Source organism: Fundidesulfovibrio sp. YSD1 (assembly GCF_055397115.1).
Genome location: NZ_AP043666.1, coordinates 154,786 through 179,965, shown reverse-complemented (window position 1 = coordinate 179,965; position 25,180 = coordinate 154,786). Strand labels below are relative to the sequence as shown.

Annotated in this window: 25 protein-coding genes; 19 read left to right on the top strand and 6 right to left on the bottom strand. The window is 66.8% G+C overall.

Features of this window, described 5'->3' with window-relative positions; all coding sequences use genetic code 11:
• The 3 genes from tsaE to cimA all read left to right on the top strand — a co-directional run bounded on the left by tsaE (position 1) and on the right by cimA (position 3,445).
• Positions 1-507: a tRNA (adenosine(37)-N6)-threonylcarbamoyltransferase complex ATPase subunit type 1 TsaE gene (gene tsaE / locus ACZ5V4_RS00935; RefSeq protein WP_464316305.1), complete on the top strand. Its 507-nt coding sequence runs from the start codon at positions 1-3 to the stop codon at positions 505-507.
• Complete coding sequence (locus tag ACZ5V4_RS00930) at positions 504-1,739, top strand: aspartate kinase (RefSeq protein ID WP_464316304.1); 1,236 nt, start codon at positions 504-506, stop codon at positions 1,737-1,739. Before tsaE ends, ACZ5V4_RS00930 begins: the two co-directional genes overlap by 4 nt.
• Before the next feature lie 101 nt (positions 1,740-1,840).
• Complete coding sequence (cimA, locus tag ACZ5V4_RS00925) at positions 1,841-3,445, top strand: citramalate synthase (protein ID WP_464316303.1); 1,605 nt, start codon at positions 1,841-1,843, stop codon at positions 3,443-3,445.
• Between the two features lie 56 nt (positions 3,446-3,501).
• On the opposite strand, the gene ACZ5V4_RS00920 is transcribed toward cimA, so the two are convergent.
• Genes ACZ5V4_RS00920 through ACZ5V4_RS00910 form a run of 3 tightly spaced genes read right to left on the bottom strand, consistent with a single transcriptional unit; the run spans position 3,502 to position 5,541 of the window.
• Positions 3,502-4,254: an alpha/beta hydrolase gene (locus tag ACZ5V4_RS00920; RefSeq protein WP_464316302.1), complete on the bottom strand. Its 753-nt coding sequence runs from the start codon at positions 4,252-4,254 to the stop codon at positions 3,502-3,504.
• Positions 4,255-4,268: 14 nt separating this feature from the next.
• The gene (gene mtnP, locus ACZ5V4_RS00915; protein ID WP_464316301.1) at positions 4,269-5,012 is read right to left on the bottom strand and encodes an S-methyl-5'-thioadenosine phosphorylase; all 744 of its coding nucleotides are present in this window, start codon (positions 5,010-5,012) and stop codon (positions 4,269-4,271) included.
• Between the two features lie 13 nt (positions 5,013-5,025).
• Positions 5,026-5,541, bottom strand: coding sequence for an adenine phosphoribosyltransferase (locus tag ACZ5V4_RS00910; protein ID WP_464316300.1), 516 nt, complete (start codon positions 5,539-5,541; stop codon positions 5,026-5,028).
• Positions 5,542-5,703: 162 nt separating this feature from the next.
• On the opposite strand from ACZ5V4_RS00910, the gene ACZ5V4_RS00905 reads away from it, so the two are divergent.
• From ACZ5V4_RS00905 to ACZ5V4_RS00835, 15 genes are all read left to right on the top strand, one after another.
• Positions 5,704-7,008 (top strand): amidohydrolase, encoded by a 1,305-nt coding sequence (locus tag ACZ5V4_RS00905; RefSeq protein ID WP_464316299.1) that lies wholly within the window; start codon positions 5,704-5,706, stop codon positions 7,006-7,008.
• Between the two features lie 87 nt (positions 7,009-7,095).
• Positions 7,096-7,332 carry a PxxKW family cysteine-rich protein gene (locus ACZ5V4_RS00900; RefSeq protein ID WP_464316298.1) on the top strand — a complete coding sequence of 79 codons (237 nt, stop codon included), beginning with the start codon at positions 7,096-7,098 and terminating at the stop codon, positions 7,330-7,332.
• Between the two features lie 238 nt (positions 7,333-7,570).
• Positions 7,571-8,803 (top strand): M20 family metallo-hydrolase, encoded by a 1,233-nt coding sequence (locus tag ACZ5V4_RS00895; RefSeq protein WP_464316297.1) that lies wholly within the window; start codon positions 7,571-7,573, stop codon positions 8,801-8,803.
• Between the two features lie 106 nt (positions 8,804-8,909).
• Positions 8,910-10,799, top strand: a complete 1,890-nt coding sequence (mnmG, locus tag ACZ5V4_RS00890; RefSeq protein ID WP_464316296.1) for a tRNA uridine-5-carboxymethylaminomethyl(34) synthesis enzyme MnmG — start codon at positions 8,910-8,912, stop codon at positions 10,797-10,799.
• A gap of 18 nt (positions 10,800-10,817) precedes the next feature.
• The gene (locus ACZ5V4_RS00885) at positions 10,818-11,891 is read left to right on the top strand and encodes a PilZ domain-containing protein (RefSeq protein ID WP_464316295.1); all 1,074 of its coding nucleotides are present in this window, start codon (positions 10,818-10,820) and stop codon (positions 11,889-11,891) included.
• 43 nt (positions 11,892-11,934) lie between these two features.
• Positions 11,935-12,789, top strand: a complete 855-nt coding sequence (locus ACZ5V4_RS00880) for a hemolysin family protein (protein WP_464316294.1) — start codon at positions 11,935-11,937, stop codon at positions 12,787-12,789.
• Positions 12,770-14,287, top strand: coding sequence for an apolipoprotein N-acyltransferase (gene lnt / locus ACZ5V4_RS00875; RefSeq protein ID WP_464316293.1), 1,518 nt, complete (start codon positions 12,770-12,772; stop codon positions 14,285-14,287). Before ACZ5V4_RS00880 ends, lnt begins: the two co-directional genes overlap by 20 nt.
• Positions 14,288-14,293: 6 nt before the next feature.
• A protein-coding gene (gene prfB, locus ACZ5V4_RS00870) for a peptide chain release factor 2 (protein ID WP_464316292.1) occupies positions 14,294-15,410 on the top strand; the annotation gives its coding sequence in 2 pieces (ribosomal slippage) (positions 14,294-14,374 and positions 14,376-15,410; 1,116 coding nt in all).
• A gap of 16 nt (positions 15,411-15,426) precedes the next feature.
• A complete protein-coding gene (locus tag ACZ5V4_RS00865; RefSeq protein ID WP_464316291.1) occupies positions 15,427-16,266 on the top strand; it encodes a GGDEF domain-containing protein in 840 nt (279 codons plus the stop codon).
• Positions 16,263-17,090, top strand: a complete 828-nt coding sequence (locus tag ACZ5V4_RS00860; protein WP_464316290.1) for a MinD/ParA family protein — start codon at positions 16,263-16,265, stop codon at positions 17,088-17,090. Before ACZ5V4_RS00865 ends, ACZ5V4_RS00860 begins: the two co-directional genes overlap by 4 nt.
• Before the next feature lie 5 nt (positions 17,091-17,095).
• Positions 17,096-17,470, top strand: a complete 375-nt coding sequence (locus ACZ5V4_RS00855; protein ID WP_464317854.1) for an HU family DNA-binding protein — start codon at positions 17,096-17,098, stop codon at positions 17,468-17,470.
• Positions 17,471-17,479: 9 nt separating this feature from the next.
• Positions 17,480-18,379: a UshA-like (seleno)protein family 2 gene (locus ACZ5V4_RS00850; protein WP_464316289.1), complete on the top strand. Its 900-nt coding sequence runs from the start codon at positions 17,480-17,482 to the stop codon at positions 18,377-18,379.
• A 50-nt stretch (positions 18,380-18,429) separates the two neighbouring features.
• Positions 18,430-19,308, top strand: a complete 879-nt coding sequence (gene dapA, locus ACZ5V4_RS00845; protein WP_464316288.1) for a 4-hydroxy-tetrahydrodipicolinate synthase — start codon at positions 18,430-18,432, stop codon at positions 19,306-19,308.
• 163 nt (positions 19,309-19,471) lie between these two features.
• On the top strand, positions 19,472-20,347 hold the full coding sequence (locus tag ACZ5V4_RS00840; RefSeq protein ID WP_464316287.1) for a CheR family methyltransferase: 876 nt from the start codon (positions 19,472-19,474) through the stop codon (positions 20,345-20,347).
• 18 nt (positions 20,348-20,365) lie between these two features.
• Entirely contained in the window at positions 20,366-21,574 is a 1,209-nt protein-coding gene (locus tag ACZ5V4_RS00835) for an HDOD domain-containing protein (RefSeq protein WP_464316286.1), read from the top strand.
• A gap of 75 nt (positions 21,575-21,649) precedes the next feature.
• On the opposite strand, the gene ACZ5V4_RS00830 is transcribed toward ACZ5V4_RS00835, so the two are convergent.
• Complete coding sequence (locus tag ACZ5V4_RS00830) at positions 21,650-22,402, bottom strand: tetratricopeptide repeat protein (protein WP_464316285.1); 753 nt, start codon at positions 22,400-22,402, stop codon at positions 21,650-21,652.
• Positions 22,403-22,706: 304 nt separating this feature from the next.
• On the opposite strand from ACZ5V4_RS00830, the gene ACZ5V4_RS00825 reads away from it, so the two are divergent.
• Positions 22,707-23,333, top strand: coding sequence for a DUF2087 domain-containing protein (locus tag ACZ5V4_RS00825; protein ID WP_464316284.1), 627 nt, complete (start codon positions 22,707-22,709; stop codon positions 23,331-23,333).
• Between the two features lie 54 nt (positions 23,334-23,387).
• Here ACZ5V4_RS00825 and ACZ5V4_RS00820 read toward each other — a convergent pair whose 3' ends face one another.
• A complete protein-coding gene (locus tag ACZ5V4_RS00820; RefSeq protein ID WP_464316283.1) occupies positions 23,388-24,311 on the bottom strand; it encodes a manganese-dependent inorganic pyrophosphatase in 924 nt (307 codons plus the stop codon).
• A gap of 94 nt (positions 24,312-24,405) precedes the next feature.
• Complete coding sequence (locus ACZ5V4_RS00815) at positions 24,406-25,020, bottom strand: PTS sugar transporter subunit IIC (protein ID WP_464317853.1); 615 nt, start codon at positions 25,018-25,020, stop codon at positions 24,406-24,408.
• Between the last annotated feature and the right edge of the window lie 160 nt (positions 25,021-25,180).

Below are 25,180 nucleotides of genomic sequence, written 5' to 3'. Positions count from 1 at the left end.
GTGTCCGGCGGGCTCTTCCTGCCGGCCGAGGGCGACACCCTGGCGCTCGGCCGGGTGATGGCGCGCACGCTTCCGCAAGGCTGGCGCGAGCCGTTCGCGCTCTTGCGCGCGGGCCTGGGATCGGGCAAAACCACGCTCACGCGCGGATTCGTCCAGGCCCTGCCCGGCGGCCACCTCGCCGAGGTGGCCAGCCCCAGCTTCAACCTGGCCAACGTCTACCCCACCTCCCCGGTCGTGGTGCACATCGACCTGTACCGCCTGGGCGAAGGGGTCATGGACGAGAGCCTCGAGGAAATGCTGGACGAGGCCCCTGGGCCCCATGGGCGCGTGGTGCTGGTGGAATGGGCGGAGTACCTGCCGGAGCGACTGAAACCGCGTGACCGGCTCGAAGTCGGGCTGTCGGCCCTGGGCGGCGGACGCGAGGCCCGGTTCGAGGCCCACGGCCCCCGGGCGTCAGCGTGGCTTCAGGACATCCTTTCAACCTATTCACAGAGCGGCAAGTCATGAAAATCATGGTTCAGAAGTACGGCGGCACCTCCGTTGCCGGGCTGGAACGGATGAGGCAGGTGCTGTCGAGGGTCAAGAAGGGCATCGCCGGGGGCTACAAGATGATCGTCGTGCTCTCGGCCATGTCCGGCGAGACCAACAAGCTCCTGGCCCTGGCCAAGGAGTTCTCGGCCAGCCCGGACCCGGAGGAGCTCGACTCGCTGGTGGCCAACGGAGAGAACGTGTCCATCGCGCTTTTCTCCATGCTGGCCAAGTCCGAGGGCGTGAAGGCCAGGTCACTCCAGGCCTGGCAGGTTCCCATCCACACCACGGACGCCTACATGAAGGCCCGCATCATCAGCATCGACGAGAAAAAACTTCGAGCGATGCTTGAAGAAAACGACGTGCTCGTGGTGGCCGGCTTCCAGGGCGTGGACTGCAAGGGCCGGGTGACCACCCTGGGCCGGGGCGGCTCCGACACCACGGGCGTGGCCCTGGCCGCGGCCATCAAGGCCGACGTGTGCGAGATCTACACCGACGTGGACGGCGTGTTCACCACCGACCCCCGCGTCTGCTCGGCCGCCCGCAAGCTGAACGTCATCTCCTACGACGAGATGCTCGAGCTCGCCAGCTCCGGCTCCAAGGTGCTCCAGATCCGCTCCGTGGAATTCGCCAAGAAATACAACGTGCCCGTGCGGGTGCGCTCCACCTTTACCGACGACCCGGGGACCTTGGTCACCCAGGAGGACGACGCCATGATGGAAGATCTCGTCATTTCCGGCATCGCTTACGACCGCGACCAGTGCCGGGTCACCGTGTACAAGGTCAAGGACAAGCCCGGCGTGGCGGCGGCCATCTTCGGGGCCATCTCGAAGAAGCGCATCGTGGTGGACATGATCGTGCAGAACACCTCCAGCGACGGCATCACGGACATGACCTTCACCGTGCCCCGCGCCGACCTGGAGCAGACCCTGGGCATACTCGAGTCGGTCAAGGCGGACATCGGGGCGGAGCTCGTGCAGCACGACCTGAACGTGGCCAAGGTCTCCGTGGTGGGCGTCGGCATGCGCAACCACTCGGGCGTGGCCTCGCTGATGTTCCAGGCCCTGCGCGACGAGAACATCAACATCAAGCTGATTTCCACCTCCGAGATCAAGATCACCTGCCTGATCGACGAAAAATACGTGGAGCTGGCCGTGCGCGCCCTGCACACCGCCTTCGGCCTGGACAAGAAAGAGTCCGCCGCCTGCTAGCTTCCTCACGGGGAGGGGTCGCGTCAGGCGCGCCCTCCCCTTTTTCCACGCCTCCCAGCGCAACCCGGGCTCAAGCCTGACGACCCGGGTCCGGAAACCACATGGTCAAGGTAAAAATCTACGACACCACCCTTCGCGACGGGGCCCAGGCCGTGGACATCAACCTCACGGCCGAGGACAAGATGCGCATCGCGCTCAAGCTCGACGAGCTGGGCCTGGACTACATCGAGGGCGGCTGGCCCGGGTCCAACCCCACGGACAAGCGCTTCTTCGAGGACATCCAGGGCCATAGCCTCAAGCACTCGCGCATCGCGGCCTTCGGCTCCACGCACAACCCGCGCAACTCAGCCGAGGCCGACCCCAACCTGAAGGCGCTCGTCGCCAGCCAGGCCCCGGTGCTGACCATCTTCGGCAAGTCCTGGGACAGGCACGCCACGGAGGCCCTGCGCGTGGAGCTTCCCCGCAACCTGGAGCTCATCGAGAACTCCCTGGCCTTCCTGCGCCCCAACTGCAAGGAACTCTTCTTCGACGCCGAGCACTTCTTCGACGGCTTCCGGGCAAACCGCGACTACGCCCTGGAGTGCCTGAAGCGCGCCCTGCATGCGGGCGCGGACGTGCTGGTGCTCTGCGACACCAACGGCGGCACCCTGCCCTGCGACATCCGCAAGATCTGCGACGCCGTGCTCAAGCACCTGCCCCTGGCCAAGATCGGCATCCACGCCCACAACGACACGGACATGGCCGTGGCCAACTCGCTCATGGCCGTGCAGGCCGGGGCCGTGCAGGTCCAGGGCACCATGAACGGCTACGGCGAGCGCTGCGGCAACGCCAACCTTTGCTCCATCATCCCCACCATGGAGCTGAAGCTGAAGAAGCAGGCCCTGCCCAAGGGCAACCTGGCCCTCATCACGCCCGTTTCGCGCTTCATAGACGAGGTGGCCAACAAGGTGCCCTTCGCGCGCCAGCCCTACGTGGGCGAATCGGCCTTCACGCACAAGGCGGGCATCCACGTGGCCGCAGTGGCGCGCGACTCCAGCCTCTACGAGCACACCCAGCCCGAGAAGGTGGGCAACGTCCGCCAGGTGGTGCTCTCGGACATGGCCGGGCAGTCCAACATCCTCTTCAAGGCCAAGGAGTACGGCATCGCCCTGGAGAAAGGCTCCCCCGAGGTCCTGGAGATCCTGCGCGAGGTCAAGGAACAGGAGGCCAAGGGCTACGAGTACTCGGCCTCCGAGGCCTCCTTCGAACTGCTCATGCGCCGGACCCTGGGAATGACCAGGCGCTATTTCGCGCTGGTGAAGTACCGCGTGCTGGACTGGAAGCAGGCCGACTGCGACGATCCCCTGGCCGAGGCCACGGTGATGGTCCAGGTGGGCGGGCACGTGGAGCACACGGCCTCTGTGGGCCTGGGCCCAGTGAACGCGCTGGACAACTCGCTGCGCAAGGCCCTGACCCGCTTCTACCCGCGCATCTCCGAGATCAGGCTTTTGGACTTCAAGGTCCGCGTGCTGAACTCCAAGACCAGGCATGACTCGGGCACGGCCTCGCACGTGCGCGTGCTCATCACCTCCGGCGACCAGCAGGAGAGCTGGACCACCGTGGGCGTCTCGCACAACATCATCCAGGCAAGCTGGCAGGCGCTGGAGGATTCGGTGAACTACAAGCTCATGAAGGACGACCGCGCCAAGCTCGGCAACAAGTGCTGAACCGCGCGGCGGCAACGGCGAACAAGGCGGGGAGGCGAAGGCCTCCCCGTTTTTTTTCAGTCTCCGGCGATCTCCCGGACAAATTCCACGCAGAGCCCGGCCACCTTGCCGCGCGTCTCGCGGTGGGTGGTCAGCAGGTGGTGCTTGGTCACGGTCTCCTCGATGGGCAGGAGCACGGCCTTGCGCCAGGGCGAGCCCACCCGCCTGGCGATCTCCCAGAGGTTGCCGAGTGGCACGTGGCGGTCCAGGGGGGAATGGATGGCCAGAAGCGGCGCGGTGATCCTGCCCAGGTTCTGGCGCACGTGGCGCAGGCCGTCCATGAAGCTGTGCAGGGCCTCGAGCGACACGGCCTCCTCGTAGCCGCGCCAGGGCGCGATGGCCCGCGATTCCGGGGTCTTGGGCGTGGCGGGCCAGACCGGGCGCAGCTTCTTGAGCAGCGGCGTGGCCACCAGCCGCCAGTCCGTGGCCTCGGGCGGCAGGAAGCGGTAGAGGAACACCGGCGAGGCGATGGTAGCCACCCCGGCGGGCTTGAAACGCTGGGCCAGGGCCAGGCAGATGCTCCCGCCCATGGAGAGCCCCAGCAGGAAGACCTTCTCGTATTCGGCGGAGAGGCGCTCGTACTCGGCCGCCGCGTGCTCGACCCAGTCCTTCCAGCCGGTGCGCCGCCAGTCCTCCACGGTGGTGTCGTGGCCCGGCAGCGTGGGCGCGCTCACGGGGTAGCCCGCGTCCGTCAGGGCCTCGCCCACGGGCAGCACCTCGAAGGGCGTGCCCCCGAAACCGTGCACCAGCAGGCAGGCCGTGGAGCGCATGGCGGTCCCCTCCCTTACATGGAGCCTATGACCCGGGTGAGCACGTTGGTCACCTTTTCGGCGTTCTGCTTGAAGATGTGCAGGATATCCTCCCAGGTGACGGGCGGCTCGTCGGTCTTCCAGCAGTCGTAGTCCGTGGACATGGCCACGGCGGCGTAGGGCACGCCCGCCTCGGCGGCCAGGATGGCCTCGGTGGCCACGCTCATGTTGATCACGTCGGCCCCCCACATGCGGAACATGTTCGATTCCGCCCTGGTGGAAAAGCGCGGGCCTTCGATGGTCACAACAGTGCCCTTGGGGTGGTGGGGATAGCCGAAGCTCGCGCACGCGGCCACGAGCTTCTCCCGGAGGGCTTCGTCGAACGGGTCGGCCATGGGCGTGTGCACCGGGGCGTGGGGCTCGAAGCGCTCGTGGAAGGTCACGGGGCGGTGGCGGGTGAAGTCGATGAACTGGTCCAGGATCACCAAGTCGCCCCGGCGGATATCAGCCCTGAGCGAGCCCACGGCCGTGGTGGCCAGGATGTGCGTGCAGCCCGCGTTTTTCAGCGCCCAGACGTTGGCCCGGTAGTTAACCCAGGTGGGCGGACAGGTGTGGGCGCGGCCGTGCCTGGCCAGCAGGATGACGTCGCGGCCCTCGATGCGCCCCTGGCGCAGCGTGGAGTTGGGTGCGCCGTAGGGGGTGTCCAACTCCAGATCCGAAGGGTTCTGCAGGATGTCCGGGTTGTCCAGGCCGCTGCCGCCGATGATGCCGATCTTCATGCGAGGATATCCTTCAGCTCACCTGGACCAGGCTGTCCAGGGGCAGGCCTTCGAACTTGTCGCGTCCGTTGAGGAAGCAAAGCTCAACCAGCACGCCGATGCCGACCACTTCGGCCCCGAAGCCGTCCATGAGCTGGAGCACGCCCTTGAGCGTGCCGCCCGTGGCCAGCACGTCGTCGATGACCAGCACCTTCTCCCCGGCCAGCAGGGCGTCCTCGTGCATGCACAGGGTGTCCGTGCCGTACTCCAGGTCGTAGGTGACGGAGGTGGTCTTCCAGGGCAGCTTGCCGGGCTTGCGCACGGGCACGAAGCCGAGGCCCATCTTGTAGGCCAGGGCGGCCCCGAAGATGAAGCCGCGCGCCTCGGCGCAGACCACCTTGGTGGCGCCGCTTGCGGCGAAGCGCTCGGCCATGCTGTCGATGGCGTGGCGAAAGCCCTCGGCGTCGCCGAGAAGCGGGGTTATGTCCAAAAAGATGATGCCGGGCTTGGGGAAATCCGGGATGTCGCGGATGAGTGCGCGCAGGTCCATGGGCGTGTCTCTCCTCGAAAAATATAGGTGCCATGGCGTCGCTACGTCAATTGGGGCCACCCGTCAAGCAGCCCTCGGCATCGTGTTGAAAAGCATGAACATTTCAAGGACGTTCCCGCCAGGCTTGACAGCCCAGGCCGCGCGCGGCCACAAGGCGCGATCATGCGATGCGACACGCTCATCCGCGCCGGGACCCTGCTCACCCAGGACGAGGACCGGACAGTGCTCCAGGACGCCGCCGTGGCCGTGGCCGGCGGGCTCGTGGAGAAGGTCGCGCCCTGGGAGGAACTCCATGACGCCCAGGCCGGGGAGTTCATCGACTGCTCGGGCGACATCGTCCTGCCCGGGCTCGTGAACGCCCACACCCACGCGGCCATGACCGTGTTCCGGGGCCTCAAGGATGACCTGCCCCTGATGGAGTGGCTCACCGGGCACATCTGGCCCGCCGAGGCCAGGCTCACCTCGGAGGTGGTGGCGCTCGGAACGGAGCTGGCCTGCGCGGAGATGATCGCCAGCGGCACCACCACCTTCTGCGACCTCTACATCTTCGAGAAGGCCGTGGCCGAGGCGGCCAAGGCCGCGGGCCTGCGCGCGGTGCTGGGCGAAGGCGTGTTCGACACGCCCAACGCCTCCTACCAGACCCCCGGCCAGGCCATGGCCAAGGTGGAGGAACTGGAGCGCATCTGCGCGGGCAGCGCCATGCTCACGCCCTGCCTGGTGGCCCACTCGGTCTACGCCACGTCCCACGACACCCTGCGCATGCTGGGCGAGCGCGCCCGGGAACGCTCGCTCACGCTGACCCTGCACGCGGCGGAATCCCCGGCCGAGACGGCCATGTGCCTGGAGCGCTTCGGCAGGAGGCCCGTTGATATCCTCGATGCCCTCGGGCTCCTGAACGAAAGGCTCCTGATGGCCCACGCCGTGGACGTGAACCAGGCCGAGATCCAGCTCTTGGCCGCGCGCGGCGTGCGCGTGGCCCACAACCCCAGGAGCAACATGAAGCTCGCCTCGGGCATGGCCCCGGTGGCGGCCATGCGCGCCTGCGGCGTGCGCGTGGGCCTGGGCACGGACGGCGCGGCAAGCAACAACGCCCTGAACATGTTCGCGGAGATGGCCACGGCCGGGCTTCTGGCCAAGGTCCGGGAAGCCGACCCCACCGCCCTGCCCGCCCGGGCGCTCCTGGACATGGCCACCCTGGACGGCGCCCGCGCGCTCGGCCTTTCGCGCGTGGGGGCCATACGCCCCGGCTGGAAGGCCGACATCATCGCCCTAAGGGGAGATGCGCCCGCGCTCAACCCCAGGCACGACCCCGTGTCGCTCATCGCCTACAGCGCCAGCGGCGGCGAGGTGCGCCTGACCATGGTCGGGGGCAAGGTGCTCTACCGCGGCGGCGAATTTCTGACCCTCGACGCCGGGAACCTGCTTGAAAAGATGGGGTTCGTGCGGAAATGGGCGCTCGGCTCTTGACACCGACTCGGAAATGATGAAAGAGATCGCGTTTCCGGAAGGATCGAATCGTATCGCCCATCAGGGCGTGAACGGAGGATAATCTAAATGAGCTATGTGGTGAACGGCGTCGAGTGCGCCCCCGTCGTGGAGAAGTGCGTGGGTTGCGAGCGTATCAAGGAAGTCGAGGGCGACAAGTACTGCTCCAGCTACCCCATGCCCGAGCGCAAGTGGTCCCATGGCGTGTGCAACTTCGCCACCCACGTCAAGGCCGAGAAGGACAAGACCGGCAAGGTGAAGGTCAACCCGCTGAAGGCGTCCAAGCGCGCTGCCCGCGGCCGTTAGGCGAATTCGTTCTTTTCCGGGCGGGAGCGCGAGTTCCCGCCCTTTTTTTTCGCCGCGCCAGGGCCTGTTTCCTGGCGCAACACGCCGGCTTCCTTATGATTGTTCCGCATACTATCCCGGGTGAGGCCATCAAGCGCCCGGGTTTGCCCCTCCCGCCTTGCCAGCGGCCGCCCCACAGGATACAGGATGGGGCGGACATCCTCATTTCCAGCCAATAAACAATCACTGGGAGCTTCCGATGCTTTCCGGCCTGCTCGACCACATCTCGGCCTCGCGCGACACCGTCATCGACCTGCAACGCCTCATGGTTTCCATCCCGGCCATCGGCCCGGACAACGGCGGCGCGGGCGAGCGCGCAAAGGCGGACGCCATGCTCGAGTGGCTGGCGGCCAACGGCATCACGGACGTGACCGAATACCGCGCCCCGGACACGCGCGTGCCCTGCGGCCACCGCCCGACCATCAAGGCCGTGATCCCGGGCAAGGACGCCTCGCGCACCTTCTGGGTCATCTCGCACCTGGACGTGGTGCCGCCGGGCGACGCCACGCTCTGGGCCACCGACCCGTTCGAGCTCACGGTGGACGGCGAGGCCCTGGTGGGCCGTGGCGTGGAGGACAACCACCAGGGGGTGATCGCCTCGTTGCTGGTGGGCAAGGCCCTGGCGGAGAAGGGCGTGGTCCCGCCCATGAATTTCGGCATGCTCCTGGTGGCCGACGAAGAGAACGGCTCCAAGTACGGGCTGGACTGGATGCTCAAGAACCATCCGGAACTCTTCGGGAAAAACGACCTCTTCCTGATCCCCGACTTCGGCATCCCCACGGGCGAAATGGTGGAGATCGCCGAGAAGAGCATGCTCTGGCTGAAGATCACGCTCTCGGGCAAGCAGTGCCACGCATCCTCCCCCGAGGAGGGCGTGAACACCCTGGTGGCCACGGCCGCCTTCATCCTGCGCCTGACCAAGCTGCACGACCGCTTCCCGGCCGTGAACGAGCTCTTCAAGCCCGCCAACTCCACGTTCCAGCCCACCAAGAAGGAGGCCAACGTGGAGAACGTGAACACCATCCCGGGCCGGGACGTGTTCTACATGGACTGCCGCGTGCTGCCCCAGTACGAGCTCGACGACGTGCTGGAGGCCATCTACGAGATGGGCCGCGACATCTGCAAGACCTACGGGGTCACGGCCCAGTACGACATCGTGCAGAAGGAACAGGCCGCGCCCGCCACGCCGCGCGACGCCGAGATCGTCACGCGCCTGCTCAAGGCCGTGAAGGAGGTCTACGGCGGCGAGCCCAGGCCCATGGGCGTTGGCGGCGGCACCGTGGCGGCGTATCTGCGCCGCGCGGGCCTGGACGCTGCCGTGTGGGCCACCTGGGTGCCCAACGCGCACCAGCCCAATGAGCGCTCGTTGATCAAGAACAACGTCGGGGACGCGCTGGTCGTGGCCAGGGCGCTCTTCGGCCAGGAGTCCTGAGCCGAAGCGAAAGCCCGGGTGGCGAGCCGGAACGATCCGGCGGCCCCGCACGCGCTCCAAGACCATGAACGACGCCGTATCAGACCCCCCTCCTCCCGGTCCGGCCATGGCCAAGGCCCCCTTCCCGGACGTCTTCGACCTGATAGTGGTCGGGGCCGGCCACGCGGGCTGCGAGGCGGCCATGGCTTCGGCGCGCCTGGGCCTCAAGACCCTGCTCCTGACCATCAACGCCGACCGCATCGGGCACCTCTCCTGCAACCCGGCCATCGGCGGGCTGGCCAAGGGCCACATGGTCCGCGAGATCGACGCGCTGGGCGGCATGATGGGCCTCTGGGCGGACGCGGCGGGCATCCAGTTCCGCAGCCTGAACACCCGCAAGGGCCCGGCCGTTCGCGCGACCCGCGCCCAGATCGACCGCGACGAATACCCGCGCGTGGTCAAGCGCTCGCTCTTCTCCCAGCAGAACCTCTGGATCCGCCAGGACACCGCCGTCTGCGTGCTGGCCGAGAACGGCCGCGCCGCCGGGGTGGAGACCGCGCTCGGCGAGCGCCACCCCTCGCGCGCCGTGCTCCTGACCACGGGGACGTTCTTGCAGGGGCTCATTCACGTGGGCCTGACCAGCTTCCCGGGCGGCCGCCTGGGCGACCCGGCCTCCGTGGGTCTCTCGGCCAGCCTGCGCTCCTTCGGCATCGATCTCGGCAGGCTCAAGACGGGCACGACGCCAAGGCTTCTGCGCGACTCCTGCGATTTCTCCGTGATGGTCATCCAGCCCGGCGACGACCCGCCCCCGCGCTTCAGCTTCCGCTCCACCGGCTCAATTGGCGAGCGCCTGCCCCAGTTGCCCTGCTGGCTGACCTACACCAACCCGGCCACCCACGAGGCCATCCGCCAGGGCTTCGACCGCTCCCCCATGTTCACGGGCGTGATCAAGGGCACGGGCGCGCGCTACTGCCCCTCCATCGAGGACAAGGTGGCCCGCTTCCCGGAGAAGGAGCGCCACCAGATCTTCGTGGAGCCCGAAGGCCTTACGAGCCCGGAGGTCTACCCCAACGGCATCCCGACCAGCCTGCCGCTCGAGACCCAGAAGGCCATGCTGGCCACCATCCCGGGGCTCGAGAAGGCCCAGATCGTGCGGCCCGGCTACGCCATCGAGTACGATTTCGCCTTCCCCACGCAGCTCTCGCCCACCCTGGAGGCCAAGGCCTTGCCCGGGCTCTATCTGGCCGGGCAGCTGAACGGCACCTCCGGCTACGAGGAGGCCGCTGCCCAGGGGCTCTGGGCCGCGCTGAACGCCTTCTGCGCGCTTGAGGGCCTGCCGCCCTTCCTGCCCGGGCGCGACAAGGCCTACATGGCCGTGCTCGTGGACGACTTGGTGACCAAGGGCACGTCCGAACCCTACCGCATGTTCACCTCACGCGCCGAGCACAGGCTTTTGCTGCGCGAAGGCAACGCCGACGAGCGCCTGACCGCCATGGGGCGCGGGCTGGGACTGGTGGACGACGCCCACTGGGCGCTCTTCTCGGCCAAGCGCGCGGCCCTGGCCGAAGTGGTCGAGGGCCTGGAATCCATCCGCATAAAGCCCGACGCTCCCACGCGCGACGTGCTCGCCTCCATGGGCGCGGCCATCCCGGGCAAGTCGGTCAGCCTGGCGGACGTCCTGCGTCAGCCGCAACTCGAGATCGAGAACCTGGCCCCGCTCTGGCCCGCCCTGGCGGGCTACCCCGGGGACGTCTTGCGCGAGGCCGAGGCCAAGGTGAAGTACGAGGGGTACCTGAAGCGCCAGGAGCAGCTGGCCGAGAAGCTCGGGCGCATGGAATCTGTGGCGCTTCCGGACGATCTGGAGTATCGGGAAGTGGCCGGGCTCTCCCGGGAAGTGGTGGAAAAACTTGGCAGGACGCGCCCGCTCACCCTGGGCCAGGCCTCGCGCATCTCCGGCGTCACGCCCGCCTCGCTGGCCTGCCTGGAGATCCACCTGAAGAAGACGGGCCGCCTGTAACGAGGACCAAGCCAGCGCATGGACGACATCCCGATACCGCATCTCTACTCGGCCCAGTTCCAGGATTTCGTCTCCAGGATATTCGAGGACATCCTGGCCGGGCGCGTCACCTCCGAGTCGGTCTTCCTGGTCCTGGCCTTCTTCGGCTTCTTTTTCCTGCTCACCGCCCTCTCCTACGTCTTCGCCCGCAAGCCCAAGGAAAAAATGCTCGAGCACCCGGTGACCTGGGTGACGGACTACAACCGCATGGCACAGCTTTTGGACGCGGCCGTGACCCAGCGCAGCAAGGTCCGCGTGAGCTTCCACCGCGACATGGGCGGGGCGCGCTCCACGGACGCCGTCCTTCTGGAGGCGGGCAGGGACGGGCTGACGCTCGAACTGTCGTCGCTGAAAAACGCCAGCCAGTCCTGGGTGGGCAGGACGCTCGACCTCTCCTTCAGGCTGCGCCTGCCCGAGCAGCCGCAGGTGCAGTCCATCTTTTCCTTCGTCTCGGACATAATTTCGCTCTCGCGCCAGGCGGGCGACGTGGTCGTGATGCGCATCTCGCGCCCCTTGCGCCTGGAGCTCAACCAGAACCGCCAGTTCCTGCGCGTGGAGCCGCCCGAGAAGTACGTGCGCGCGTTCAAGCTCTGGACCGAGGACGCAGTGCGCCGCCAGGGCGACCCCGAGGACCCCGAGACCTGGGGCGAGCCCCTCTACGCCTGGGAGTTCGGCGGCGTGCGCGAGGTGGTGCTGGAGAACATCTCCGGCGGCGGCCTGCTGGCCGAGGTCACGCCCGAGGCCCTGCGGGCCAAGCCGGGCAAGATCACCGTGGGCCAGCACTACTACTGCTCGCTCACCGTGGCCGCGCCGGACTTCACCTCCTTCTCCACCCACTACCTGGCCCTGCGGGTGGTCAAGTGCCACGACGACTGCGACTCGAAGGTCAAGCTCTCCCTGGGCCTGGCGTTCACGGGTTCGGGAACGCCGCAGGAAGCCCCGCTCACGGGGCTTCGCTGGCGCGCGGCCAACAGGGATTACGGCGTGCGCGAGATAGACGACTGGGCCTACGAACTGCATCTGGAACTGTACCGTAACAAAGGCATCGCATAGTGCGGCGCTTCGAGACGTTCGAAAAAGTCTGGAGGACGTGAAGTTGGACGACGGATCGGAAGGACGATTCTGGAACCTGGTCAACAAATTCTTCAGGGGGCGAAACGACCTGCCCCTGGAGGAGCTCATCCTGGCGGCCCGCGAGGACGGCGAGGTCGGAGCCGAGGACGCCTCGGTGCTGCTCAAGTTCCTGGAGCTGGGCAAGAAGCAGGTGGCCGACGTGATGGTGCCGCGCACCGACATCGTCTGCGCCGACGAGGAGGACGGCCTGGGCGAGGTGGTCCGCCTGGTCATCGAGCGCGGGCATTCGCGCATCCCCATCTACCGGGAGAACCGCGACCACATCATCGGCGTGGTCCACGCCAAGGACCTGCTCCAGTTTCTCGTGAACAAGCCCGCCAAGGCCCCGTCGCTCTCGGGCGTGATGAGAAGGCCCCTCTACATCCCCGAGACCAAGAACCTGAAGGACATGCTCGCCGAGTTCCAGAAGGGGCGCATCCACATCGCCATCGCCCTGGACGAGTACGGCGGCACCTCCGGGCTCGTCACCCTGGAGGACGTGCTCGAGGAGATCGTGGGCGAGATCGAGGACGAGCACGACCCCACCCGCCCCGCCGAGTTCCAGGAGTTGGGCGAGGGACGCCTGAAGATCCACGGGCGCTTCCCCCTGGAGGAACTCGAGGAACGCTTCGGCATCGCGCTCAGGTCCGAGCAGGTGGAGACCCTGGGCGGCTACCTGAGCGAGCTGGCCGGGCGCGTTCCCAGGCAGGGCGACGCCTTCGAGGCCGCCGGGCACCGCTTCACCGTCAGCGAGGCCGACAGGCGGCAGGTGCGCTGGGTCCTGGCCGAGCCGTTACCGGAAGAGGCCCCAGAGGGCGATGACCAGACCGCATCCTGACGCGTCCTGGGGGCTCGTCCTCCTGGGCGCGATAGCGTCCTTCCTGGCCTTCGAGAACCCGCTGGCCAGGTTCCCCCTGTTGGTGCTGGCCGTGCCCTGGACGTGGGCCTTGCTCGCCTCCACGGCCCCGGACGCCGGAAGCGCGCTCAAGCGCGGCTGGCTCTCGGGTTGGCTGGGGGCTTCGGCCAGCCTCTACTGGATCGCCATCCCCGTGCACGACTACGGCTTCCTGCCGTGGGTGCTGGCCGTGCCCTGCCCCTTGCTCATGGGCGCGGTGCTGGGCGGCTACCCCGCGCTCTTCTGCTGGGGCCTGCGCCTGGCCGGGAGGCGTTTCGGGCCGCTCGTGCTGGGAACGTTCGCGGCCCTGGCCTGGACGGCCATCGAGGCCCTGCGCGGCTACCTCTTCTCCGGCTTCCCCTGGCTTCCCTTCGCCGCGGCCCTGGCCCCGTGGCCCCTGGCCATCCAGGGCGCTTCGGTGGTGGGGGCCTTCGGGCTCTCCGGGCTCGTGGCCGGGTGCGGGGTCTGGCTGGCCGGGCCGGGCGCGGCTCCTCGCGCGGCCGCCGCGCTGACGCTTGCGCTCCTCGCGGCCCACGGGGCGTGGTCGCTCGCCAAGCCCGTGGAGACCACCGGCACGTTCAACGCGGCCCTGATCCAGGGCAACATCGACCAGGCCGCCAAATGGGACCCGCAGACGCTCAGCAGGGCCGTGCAGACCTACGTGGACCTGAGCAGGTCCGTGCTGGCCTCCAAGCCCGACCTCATCGTCTGGCCGGAGACGGCCCTGACCTTCTTCGTGCAGGAGCCGAGCGCCCAGACGTCCATGGCCCAGGCCTTCGCGGCCTTCTCCGGGGCGGCGCTGGTGGCCGGGGCTCCGGGGTACGAGCGGCGCGGGCGGGACGCGGACATCTTCAACCGGGCGTACCTGATCACCGGGGAGGGGCCGGGGGCCTTCTACGACAAGGAGCACCTGGTGCCCTTCGGCGAGTACGCCCCCTTCGGCAAGGACATACCCATCCTTTCCGAGCTCATGCAGGGCGTGGGGGCCTTCACCCCGGGCGAGAAGACCGCCCCGCTCAGGTCCGGCCGCCTTGCCATGGGCATGCTCATCTGCTACGAATCCATTTTCCCGGGACTTGCCCAGGCCCGCGTGGCCGACGGGGCCAACGTCCTGGTGAACATCTCCAATGACGCCTGGTTCGGCCGCTCCGCGGCTCCCAGGCAACACCTGGAGCTGGCCGTGTTGCGGGCCGTGGAACAGAACCGTTTTCTGTTGCGCGCCACCAACACGGGCATCACCGCCCTCGTAGACCCCAAGGGCCGCGTGAGCGGTGAGACGACGCTCTTCACCGAGGCCGCGGCGGCCTTCGGCGCGGTGGGGCTCGTGAGCCAAACCACCGCGTACCACCGCCTGCACGGCCTGCTGGAATTCGCCTCGGGGCTTGCCGCGCTGGCCCTTCTTGGCATTGCGGCATTCACGAACAAACGCACGCGCGGCTGACAACACATGGCACTTCTGCAATATCCCGAGCTCAAGACCCAGGCCAAGGACATCCAGGACAAATTCGACTCCCTCTGGGGGCGTCTTTGACCTGGAGGGCAAGCGCAAGCGCCTGGAGACCATAGAAGCCGAGCTTTCCAAGCCCGACGCCTGGCAGAACCCGGAACGGCTCACCCCCTTTTTGCGTGAGAAGTCCATCCTCACCGGCAAGACGGCCTCCTACGAGGCCCTCCAGAAATCCCGAGAGGACCTGGACGAATGGATCGTCATGGCCCAGGACGACCAGGGCCAGGAGGTGCTCCAGGCGCTCTCCGACCAGGTCGAGGCGCTGGCCAAGCAGGTGGAGGAGGCCGAACTGGCCACCCTGCTCTCCGGGGCCGAGGACGCCTCCGGGGCCATCCTTGAGATCCACCCCGGCGCGGGCGGCACCGAGGCTCAGGACTGGGCCGAGATGCTCCTGCGCCTGTACCGCCGCTGGTGCGAACGCCACCAGTTCGCCGTGGACGAACTGGACTTCCTGCCCGGCGACGAGGCCGGGGTGAAGTCCGTGACGCTCCAGGTGAACGGGGCCTACGCCTATGGGTTCCTCAAGGCCGAGAAAGGCATCCACCGCCTGATCCGCATCTCGCCCTTCGACTCCTCCGGCAGGCGGCACACGTCGTTCGCCTCCGTGGACGTCTACCCCGACGCCGGGGCCGACATCCAGATCGAGGTCAAGGAGGAGGACATCCGCGTGGACGTCTTCCGCGCCAGCGGGCCCGGCGGGCAGCACGTGAACAAGACCAGCTCGGCCATCCGCATCACGCACATGCCCTCGGGCATCGTGGTGCAGTGCCAGAACGAGAAGAGCCAGCACCGCAACCGCGAGTCGGCCATGAAGGTGCTCAAGGCGCGCCTCTACGACCTGGAGATCAAGAAGCAGCAGGCCCAGCGCCAGGCCGAGTACGAGTCCAAGGAAGCCATCGGCTTCGGAAGCCAGATCCGCACCTACACCCTTCAGCCCTACCGGCTGGTCAAGGACCACCGCACGGGATGCGAGATGGGCGACGTGGAGGCCGTGCTCGACGGCGCGATCGACACCTTCATCAGGGAATACCTGCTGCACTTCCATGCCGGAAAATAGCCCCGCAGGCGAGCCTTTGACCGACGAACGGCGCGAGCTCCTGGAGGAGATATCCAGGCTGCGCGAGGCGTTGCTCAAGAAATCCCTCTCCCTCGCGGACTCCTGCCCCGAGGGCCTCGTCATCGCGCGCTTCTGCCCGGGGCTCACGCTGGACGACTGGGAGGAGATCGTCAGGGACGGGCGCTTCCTGCACTGGCTGGCCCTGCCCTCCTCGGGCCTGGCCCTGCCGCACCTGAAGCGCATCCAGCACACCCTGGAGGAGCTCGCCCACCAGACCCGCCACGACCCCCTGACCGGGCTGGCCAACCGGCGCGCCTTCGAGAAGACCCTCAAGATGGAGTTGGAGCGCGCCCACCGCAGCTCCACGAGCCTGACGCTCGCCGTGCTGGACCTGGACGACTTCAAGGCCGTCAACGACAACTACGGCCACCCCTGCGGCGACCGCGTGCTCACCTCCGTGGCCGGGATCATGCTCGGCCAGAAGCGCGCCTACGACATGGCCGCGCGCATCGGCGGCGAGGAGTTCGCCCTGATACTGCCGGGCTCGGGCCTGGTCCAGGCCGAGGCCACGGTGGAGCGCCTGCTCGGGGAACTGCGGGGCCGAAAGGTCTACTGCGAGGGCGTGGCCAAGCCCGTGAGCGTCACCGCCTCCGTGGGCCTGGCCTGCACCAAGGGCCGCGTGCCCGTTTCGGTGGACCACCTAGTGGACCTGGCGGACAAGGCCCTCTACGAGGCCAAGGCCCAGGGCAAGGACCGCGTGGTCAAGGCGCCCATCCCCGACCTCTTCGAGACGCCCAAATCCACCCTGGTGCACGCCAGGGAAAAACAATTCCTTTTCACGGGGCCGGACTCATGACTCACGAATCGGTCAATCCCCGCTCCACCCTGAGCGTCTCCATTCTCTCCGGCAAGGGCGGGGTCGGCAAGACCAACCTGGCCCTGAACCTGGCCTACGCGCTCTACAAGGCCAACCACAAGATGCTGGTCATGGACTTCGACGTGGGCCTGGCCAACGTGGACGTGCTGCTCGGCGTCTCGCCGGAAAAGAACCTCCAGGACCTCCTCAAGCCGGGTGTCACGCCAGCGGACGTGGTCGCGGCCGTGGAGCCGGGCGGGTTCGACTTCCTGCCCGCGGCCAGCGGCGTGCCCGAGCTGCTGGAGCTCGACGAGGACATGCGCGACCAGGTCTTCGGCAAGCTCAACGCCGTGCTCGGCGAATACGACTACGTCCTCTTCGACCTGGGCGCGGGCATCGGCAACACGGTCATGGCCCTGGCGGCCATGACCCGCATGCGCATCCTGGTGGTCACCCCGGAGCCCACCTCGCTCACGGACGGTTACGCCGTGGTCAAGGTGCTCAACTCCCAGCAGGGGATCACCGACTTCCAGGTGGTGGTCAACCAGGCGGCCAACGCGGCCGAGGCCCAGCTGACCTTCGACCGGCTGCACGGGGCCTGCAAACGCTTCCTGGATCTGGACATCGGCTACCTCGGCGCTGTGCGCACCGACTCCGCCGTGCCCGAGGCAGTGCGCAGGCAGGTGCCGCTGATCAAGTTCTCGCCGCAGTGCAAGGCCTCGCAGGACATCCTGAGCCTGGCCATCAAGATCGGGCGGAACCGGGCCGAGGCGCGCCCCCTGCTCAAGGAAAAAGAGATTTTGAAAAAAATAACACATGCTTAACTTGACTGCTTCCCCGCTATCCGCAATACATACGAAAAAGTGAAAATCGTTTTGCCAGTCCGGGCGGCCCAACCCCGCCCCGAACGCCCCAAAGGGAGGAAGTCATGAACAAGAGCGAACTCATAAGCGCCCTTGCCGAAAGCCGCGAAATCCACGTCGACGAGGCCTCGGCCATCGTCAACTCGTTCATCGACTCCATCAAGCAGGCCCTGGTCGATGGCGACAGGGTCGAGATCCGCGGCTTCGGCAGCTTCAAGGTCAAAGGCTACAAGGGCTACACCGGCCGCAACCCCAAGTCCGGGGAAGTGGTCAACGTCGCGCCCAAGCGTCTCCCGTTCTTCAGGCCCGGCAAGGAACTGAAGGAATTCCTCAACAAGTAGGTTTTTTTCATGCGATTTTTCTGTTTGCTCCTGGCGGCGTTCCTCGCCGTTTCAGGGCTCGTTTCGACCGCCCGCGCGCAGGCCGTGGCCACGCTGGTCTTCACGGGCAACTCCTGGGGCTACCTCAAACCCTGCCCCACCTGAGGCAACCGCACCATAGGCGGACTGGCCCGGCGGGCCAGTGCATTCGAGAAGTTTCGCGCCCAGGCCGGCGCGATCAAGCCCGTGTTCATCGCCGGGCCTTACGAGTTCATCTCCGACGACGGCCTGGACCACGCCCTGGACGAGGCCTACCTGCCCCTGCTTACGGCCTACGGCTCGCTGGGCTACGACGCGGGCGCGCTCTCCGTGGAGGAGGCCCAGAGGTTCACGTCCCTGGGCGCGGCACTCCCTTCGGGGTGGCTGGCGCTTGTACCCAAGGAGCCCGTGTCCACCGTGGTCGAGCGTTCGGGGCACAAGATCGGCGTGGTCTTCTTCCCCGAGGGCAAGAAGCCCGGCGACGGCCCGGACGAGAAGGCGGCCCAGGCCATCGCCCGCAAACTCAAGGAGCTCAAGGGTTCGGTGGACCTGCTGGTGGGCGTGAGCCCCTGGGGCACCCAGGCCGAGAACGACTACCTGGAAAAGGCCAAGCCGGACATGGACATCCTCCTGGGCAGCGGCTCGGGTGTCCCCTTCTCGGCCAAGACGGCCAACGCGGGGCGTACATTGTGGATGCGCACCTACTCCAAGGGCAAGGCCGTCTACACCGTTGACGTGCTGGCCTGGCCGGGTGCAAAGAACTTCAAATGGGAACCGGGAACGACCTTCACCACGCAGGCCGTGGCGTTGGACGACACCTTCACGGCCGATCCCGCCATGGAGAAGATGCTCGAGAACGTTCCCGACCCTGGCGAAAAGCAGGCGAAGTAGGCCACAGGGCGAGGCCTGACCGGCGGTTCAACTCATTTTCGGAGGGCAGCATGCAGTTTACCGGCGCTTTCACCGCACTCGTAACCCCCTTCAAGAACGGCAAGGTGGACGAGGAGGCTTACCGGGCGCACATCGAGTGGCAGATCGAACAGGGCATCGACGGCGTCGTGCCCTGCGGAACCACCGGCGAATCCGCCACGCTGTCCCACGCCGAGCACGCGCAGGTGATCAAGATCTGCGTGGACCAGGTCAAGGGCCGCGTGCCCGTCCTGGCAGGCGCGGGCTCGAACAACACCACCGAAGCCATCGAGCTGACCCGCTACGCCAAGGACGCGAAAGCCGACGGAGCCCTGCTGATCACGCCCTATTACAACAAACCCACGCAGGCGGGCCTTATCGCCCACTTCGCGGCCATCGCCCGCGAAGTGCCCATGCCCTTCATCGTGTACAACGTGCCGGGGCGCACCTCCGTGAACCTGCTGCCGCAGACCGTGGCGGCCATGCGCAAGCAGATCCCCGAGGTCATCGGCATCAAGGAGGCCACGGGTAACCTCTGCCAGGTCTCCGAGGTCATCGAGTACTGCGGCCGTGATTTCATCATCCTCTCGGGCGACGACTTCACGGTGCTGCCCACCCTGGCCATCGGCGGCCACGGCGTGATATCGGTGGTCTCCAACGTGGCCCCGGGCATGATGCGCAAGCTGTGCAAGGCCTGGCGCAAGGGCGACATCGAAAAGGCCCAGCGACTGCACTACAAGCTCTCGCCGCTCAACAGGGCCATGTTCATGGAGACCAACCCCATCCCGGCCAAGACCGCGCTCGGCCTCATGGGCCGCATCTCGCCCGAGCTGCGCCTGCCCCTGGTGCCCATGGGCGAGGAGAACAAGGCCAAGCTCGAGAGCATCCTCAAGAAGTCCGGGATTCTCTGATCCCGGGCCGCATCCGGTTCGTCTTGAAAGCGCGGGGCCAAGCCCCGCGCTTTTTTTGCCCCCGGCGGGGCGCGGGGCCAAGCCCCACTCGGCCGGCGTAGGCAAGCTGTCTTGCATTCCCTCCGGCATTGTTCTAATTATCGGTCATACCGGCAGACAGCCAATGAACACGTCCCCTGTCACATCTTTTCTTCTGCGCAAGGCTTCCGCCATCTCGGACGAGGAATTCATCCAACTCCGGGACTTCATCTACGCCAAGTGCGGCATCTGGATCGACGAGAAGCGCAAATACCTGATCCAGAACCGTTTCGAGGGCCGCGTGGCCAAGCTGGGGATGAAGACCTTCACCGAATACCTGAAGTTCCTCCAGTACGACGCCAACCGCGACAAGGAACTGCCCTTCGTCTTCGAGCTGATCACCACCAACGAGACGAGCTTCTTTCGCGATCAGAAGCAGCTCGACGCCTTCACGGACCACATCCTCATGCCCGTGCTGGCCCAGCAGCGCGCCAAGAACAGGTTCGAGCTCTCCATCTGGTCGGCCGGGTGCTCCTCCGGCGAGGAGCCCTATACCCTGGCCATGATCCTCGCCGAGAAGCTGGGGCCGGAGCTCAGGAAGTGGCGCATAAGCATCCAGGGTTGCGACATCTCCCTGCCCATGCTCGCCAAGGCCAAGTCGGGCGTCTATTCCGATTACGCCTTCAAGACCACGCCCGAGACCATGCGCCGCAAGTACTTCACCCCGGTGGAGGGCGGCTTCAAGATCTCGCCTGCGGTGTCGTCGATGGTCAGCTTCCAGCACCTCAACCTGAACGACGCCGCGGCCATGAAGCGCCTGCCCAAGTCCCAGGTGGTCTTCTGCCGCAACGTTATCATCTATTTCGACACGGCCATGCGCAAGAAGGTGGTGTCCGCGTTCTACGACAACCTGCAGCCCGGCGGCTACCTGATCCTGGGCCACTCCGAGACGCTCCACGGCATCACCATGGCCTTCGCGCCCAAGTTCTTCCCCGGCGCGGTTGCCTACCTCAAATCCTAAGCGGAGCACACAAGCGCCATGCCAACCATTGGAATCAACGAACTCAAACCGGGCGTCATCGTGGCCGAGGCCGTGGTTTCCCGGGACGGCCGGGTGCTCTTGGCCGCCGGAGGCAAGGTTGAGGCCAGGCACGTGGCGCTCTTCAAGGGGTTGGGGGTCTCGGGCGTAGTGGCGGCCGGGGGCGCGGGCGGCGCGCATGACGAGGCCGCAGCCGGATACGTGCGGGATTATTTCGTGTTCCTGAACCCGGATTCGCCCGTGGTGAACGAGCTTTTCTCCTACGCGGCCCAGGCCGTGGCGCGGCGCATGGAGTCCGGCTGGACGCTTCCCTCGCTGGCCGAGCGGCGCGCGGAGAACGTGGAGCACCTGAGCGACGTGCTGCCCATGGAGACGGCGGACCCGGACAAGATCGTGGACCACGAGGTGCAGCTGGCCAGCTTCCCGGACGTCTACTTCAAGCTGCGCCAGGAGATGGACTCCCCCACCGGCTCGGTGCAGAGCCTCGCGGAGATCATCACCCGCGACGTTTCGCTCACGGCAAAACTGCTCAAGCTGGCCAACAGCCCGATCTATTCGCTGCCCGAACCCGTGGAGAGCATCGCCCGGGCCATCGCGGTCATCGGCACCAACGAGCTCTCCACCCTGGCCCTCGGGGTGAGCACCATCAACTATTTCAAGGGGATTCCCAAGGAACTCATCGACATGGCCGCCTTCTGGCGCCACTCGGTCAGCTGCGCCATCTTCGCCCACATCCTGGCCAAGGCGCTGGGGGAGCAGAACACCGAGCGCTTCTTCATCGCCGGGCTCCTGCACGACGTGGGCAGGCTGATCCTCTTCAAGGAGATGCCCTACGCCTCCTCGGAGGCGCTCCTGCACGCCCGCGAGAACTCCCTGCCCATTGTGGAGGCCGAGCGGGCCATGCTGGGCTTCACCCACACGGACCTCGGCAGGTCGCTGCTCGCGCGCTGGGACTTCCCCCCGCAGATCACCGTGCTGGTGAACCAACACCACGACCCCATGTCCGCCCCGTCCCCGCGCGAGGCGGCCATCGTGCACCTGGCGGACTTCTTCGCCAACGTGGCGGGCGTGGCCGCGGGCTGGCTCTACGTGCTGCCGCCCCTGGACGAGAAGGCCTGGGAGCTCACCGGGCTTCCGCCCTCCTCGGCCAGGCGCGTGATGAGCGACTTCGAGAGCCAGGCGGAAAAGACTTTCAGCGCGTTCTTCTAGCGGGGCGTCCGCCGCGCGGCCCGAAACGCCCGCGTCCCGGCCGGACGGCGGGGATGGCCTTTCGACAAAGTGGCCTCAGGCCTGTCCCGCGCCGCCCTCCTCCATCCTGCGCTTGCAGTGCTCCAGGAACTTCTTCGCCTCCGCGAAGTCCGGGTTGATGGCCAGGGCGATGTCCAGGGCGTTGGCGCACTCGGCCAGGGCGTCCTTCTCGTAGTGCGCGCGGGCCATGTTGAAGTAGACGTGCTCGTCCATGGCGTCGAGTTCCAGGGCGCGCTCGTAGAACGTGAGCGCGGCGTCGTAGTGCCTGTTGCGCCGCAGGGTGATGCCGAAGGTGTTGAACTGCTCGCGGTACTCCTGGGAAAAAGCGTCCTCGAGGTTGAGGAGGGTGTTTATGACCTTGGCGAGCTTCTGGAGGTCCTTCTTCTCCGAGTACACCGTGCCCAGGCCGTAGTTGGCCTTCACATGCTTCTCGTCGATCATCAGGGCCTTGATGAAGGCCTTCTCCGCCTCGTCGAGCTTGCCCTCGGCCAGGAGGTCCTCGCCTTCGGCCAGCTTGCGAGCCAGGCTGTTCAGGGCGGGCACGGTGTACATGCGGTAGTATTGCGGCTCGGGCGTGTATTTGCCCAGGAACTCCCCCGCGCCCAGGTGCGTGATCACGCCGGAGGGCACGTGGTAGATGTTCAGGGGCTGCACGTCGAAGCTCTCCGGCCCGGTCTGGCGTGCGAACCAGTAGGTCACGGTGTCTCGGCGCGTGGACGTGTCGCCCATGCCGATCCCGCTTTCCTGCTTGAGGGAGTAGACCCCGAGTATCACCGGGTATTCCGGCATGCGCGTTCCTCCGCTGGCGTGGTTCCGGGATAGGTCCCGGAAACGGGCCACTTCAATAATACACACTCGCGCGGCGTTACAAGTGGTGAGGTGGGCTAAGGAACGCTGATAAACTCCCGGAGTGGTTGCATCCGGAGGCTTCCGGCGCTATCAGGGGGGCGGTCGGCAGTTCACCCAGGCGTCGCCGCCCCGCGAGGGGAGCTAAACCTGCCTTCATTTCGTTTCCTCCGACACCTTATCCCGTGCCGGGCCGGAAGTCGGCGACCACGGCGATCCTTCATGGATCGGCGCGAAAGGATAAGCCATGTCACCGAGGACCATCCTTCCCCTGCACGCGCAGGACATCTCCGTATTCGCCAAGTCCCTTCGCCGCCAGCTCGCCGAGTGCGGGCGCGTGCCCGGGCACCTGGAGCTTCTGAACATGCTGGCCCGGGCCACGGGCTTCCGCAACTTCCAGCACTTCAGGGCCGGGGCGGAGCCTTCGGCCGCTTTCGAGGCCCTCGCTTCGGACGCCGAGGCGGCCGCCGCGCCCATGACCGCCGAACCCGCCCGGGAGCCCGAGGCCCGCGAAACGCGCCAGGCCGCGCCGGAGCCCGGCCCTTCGGACGCGGCGCTCCTGAAGAAGCTCGCCCGCTACTTCGACGAGGCCGGCCGCCTGGTGCGCTGGCCGGGCAAGTTCAGCCACACCGGGCCGTGCCTGTGGGTGCTCTGGGCGGCCATGCCGTCCGGACGCGACCTGGGCGAGCCCGACGTGAACAGGATACTCGACGAGCGCCACCTGTTCGGGGACCCCGCGCTTTTGCGCCGGGAACTCTTCGACCGGAGGATGCTCGACCGCACGCCGGACGGCCGGGTCTACCGCAGGATCGAGAAGAGCCCGCCGCCGCTGGCCCTGGAGCTGATGCGCCGCCTGCGAGGTTCGACGGCATAAAAAAAGCCCGGAGCGGGAGACCGCTCCGGGCTTCGTCATTCAGGCGGGTTTCGCTCAGCCGGCGAAGACCTTCTCGAACTTGGGAACCACGTCCTTCTTGCGGCTCATCACGCCGGGCAGCCACACGGAAGAGCCGGCGGCCTTCACGCCGAAGGCCTTCTCGACCACGGAGGCGTCGTCGGTGGCGATCAGCATCTCGCTGCCTTCCTTCATGATGTCGGTGAGCAGCAGGAACACGGAGTGCAGGCCCTTCTCGCTCTTCACCTTGGCGATGTCGGCCTGGAGATCGGCCTTGTACTTGTCGAGGATGGCGAGGTCCACCACTTCGAGCTGGCCGATGCCCACGCCGGTGCCGGACATGCTGAAGTCCTTGTAGTCGCGGTAGACCAGCTCGCGGATGGGGGTGCCGTCCACGGCGGACTTCACCTTGAACATCTCCATGCCCAGGGCCATCATGTCGGCCACGCCCGCGATCTTGGCCAGCTTCTCGCAGGCCTTCTTGTCCTCGGGGGTGCAGGTGGGGGACTTGTACATGACGGTGTCGGAGAGAATGGCGCACAGCATGATCCCGGCCATGGCCTTGGGGATCTCGATGCCGTAGAAGTCGTACATGTTGGCGATCACGGTGCAGGTGCAGCCCACGGGCCAAACCCACATTTCCAGCGGGTTCGGGGTGGTCACGTCGCCCAGCTTGTGGTGGTCGACGACGCCCAGGATCTCGCCCTTGGAGAGGTTCTCCAGGCTCTGGGCCAGGTCGGAGTGGTCGACCAGGATGATCTTCTTGCCCTCGGCGTCGGTGACGATCTCGGGGGCCTTCACGCCGAACTTGCCGAGCACGAAGTCGGTCTCGGGGTTGGTCTTGCCCTGGGCGGCGGCCACGGCTTCGATGCCGCGCTTGGTCATCAGGTCCGCAACGGCAATGGCCGCGGCGATGGAATCGGTGTCCGGGTTTTTGTGTCCAACGACGTACGCTGCCATGTTCGAATCCCTCCTGAGGTGATGTGCAAATTGATCTTGTGGAAAATATCACAATGAAGCGCCCTTGCCAAGGGGCATCATCGCGGCCCCCGGCCTATACCACCAGCCTGGTGACGATGGCCAGCACCACCCCGCAGGCAAGAAGCACGTAGGCGGGCTTGTGCCTGAGCGAGAGCACCGCGCCGATGCTGGCCACCACCCACAGGTGCGGCCATTTCAGGGGAAGCGGCGCGAGGACGGCGGAGAGCGGCGGGAGCACCACGTGCGCCATGGCCAGGAGCAGGATGGTGGCCAGGGCGAAGGCCGCACCGCTCACGGGCAGCATCACCAGCATGGACCGGCGCGTGAGCGCGCGGGGGCCGTTGCCCCTCTCCGGGTGCTTGGCCCAGACCACCAGGCGGTTGTAGGCGTCGTTCTCGTACTGGCGGTGGTAGCGCTCGATGCGCGCAAAAATTCTCCCAAGCGGCAGGGCCGCGAGCATGATCACGGCCGCCTCGGCCGGTCCGGTCAGCGAGTACATGTGCATCACCGTGAGCGTGGCCAGGGCCGAGGCGATGGCGTTGGGCGGTATGATGGTCCCGGCCGGGAAGAGGTCCAGCCAGTAGAGCTCGAAGAAGAGGCAGACTCCCAGGCTCGTGGCCCAGTCGCCGCTGAAGAGCCCCCAGAAGAAGCCCACGGTCAGCGGGCGGTCAAGCAGGGGAAGGTTGATTATGAAGCGGAAGCAGGAAAACAGGGCAAAAAAAAAGCGCTGGCGAGGATGAAGAGGACGGCGTTCGCTTGCAGTTCCATGGATCGTTCCCGGGAAGCGTTTAGGCGAGGATGCACCAAAACGGGTGAATTGAAAAGCCCGCTGCCTCTCTCATGCCGCC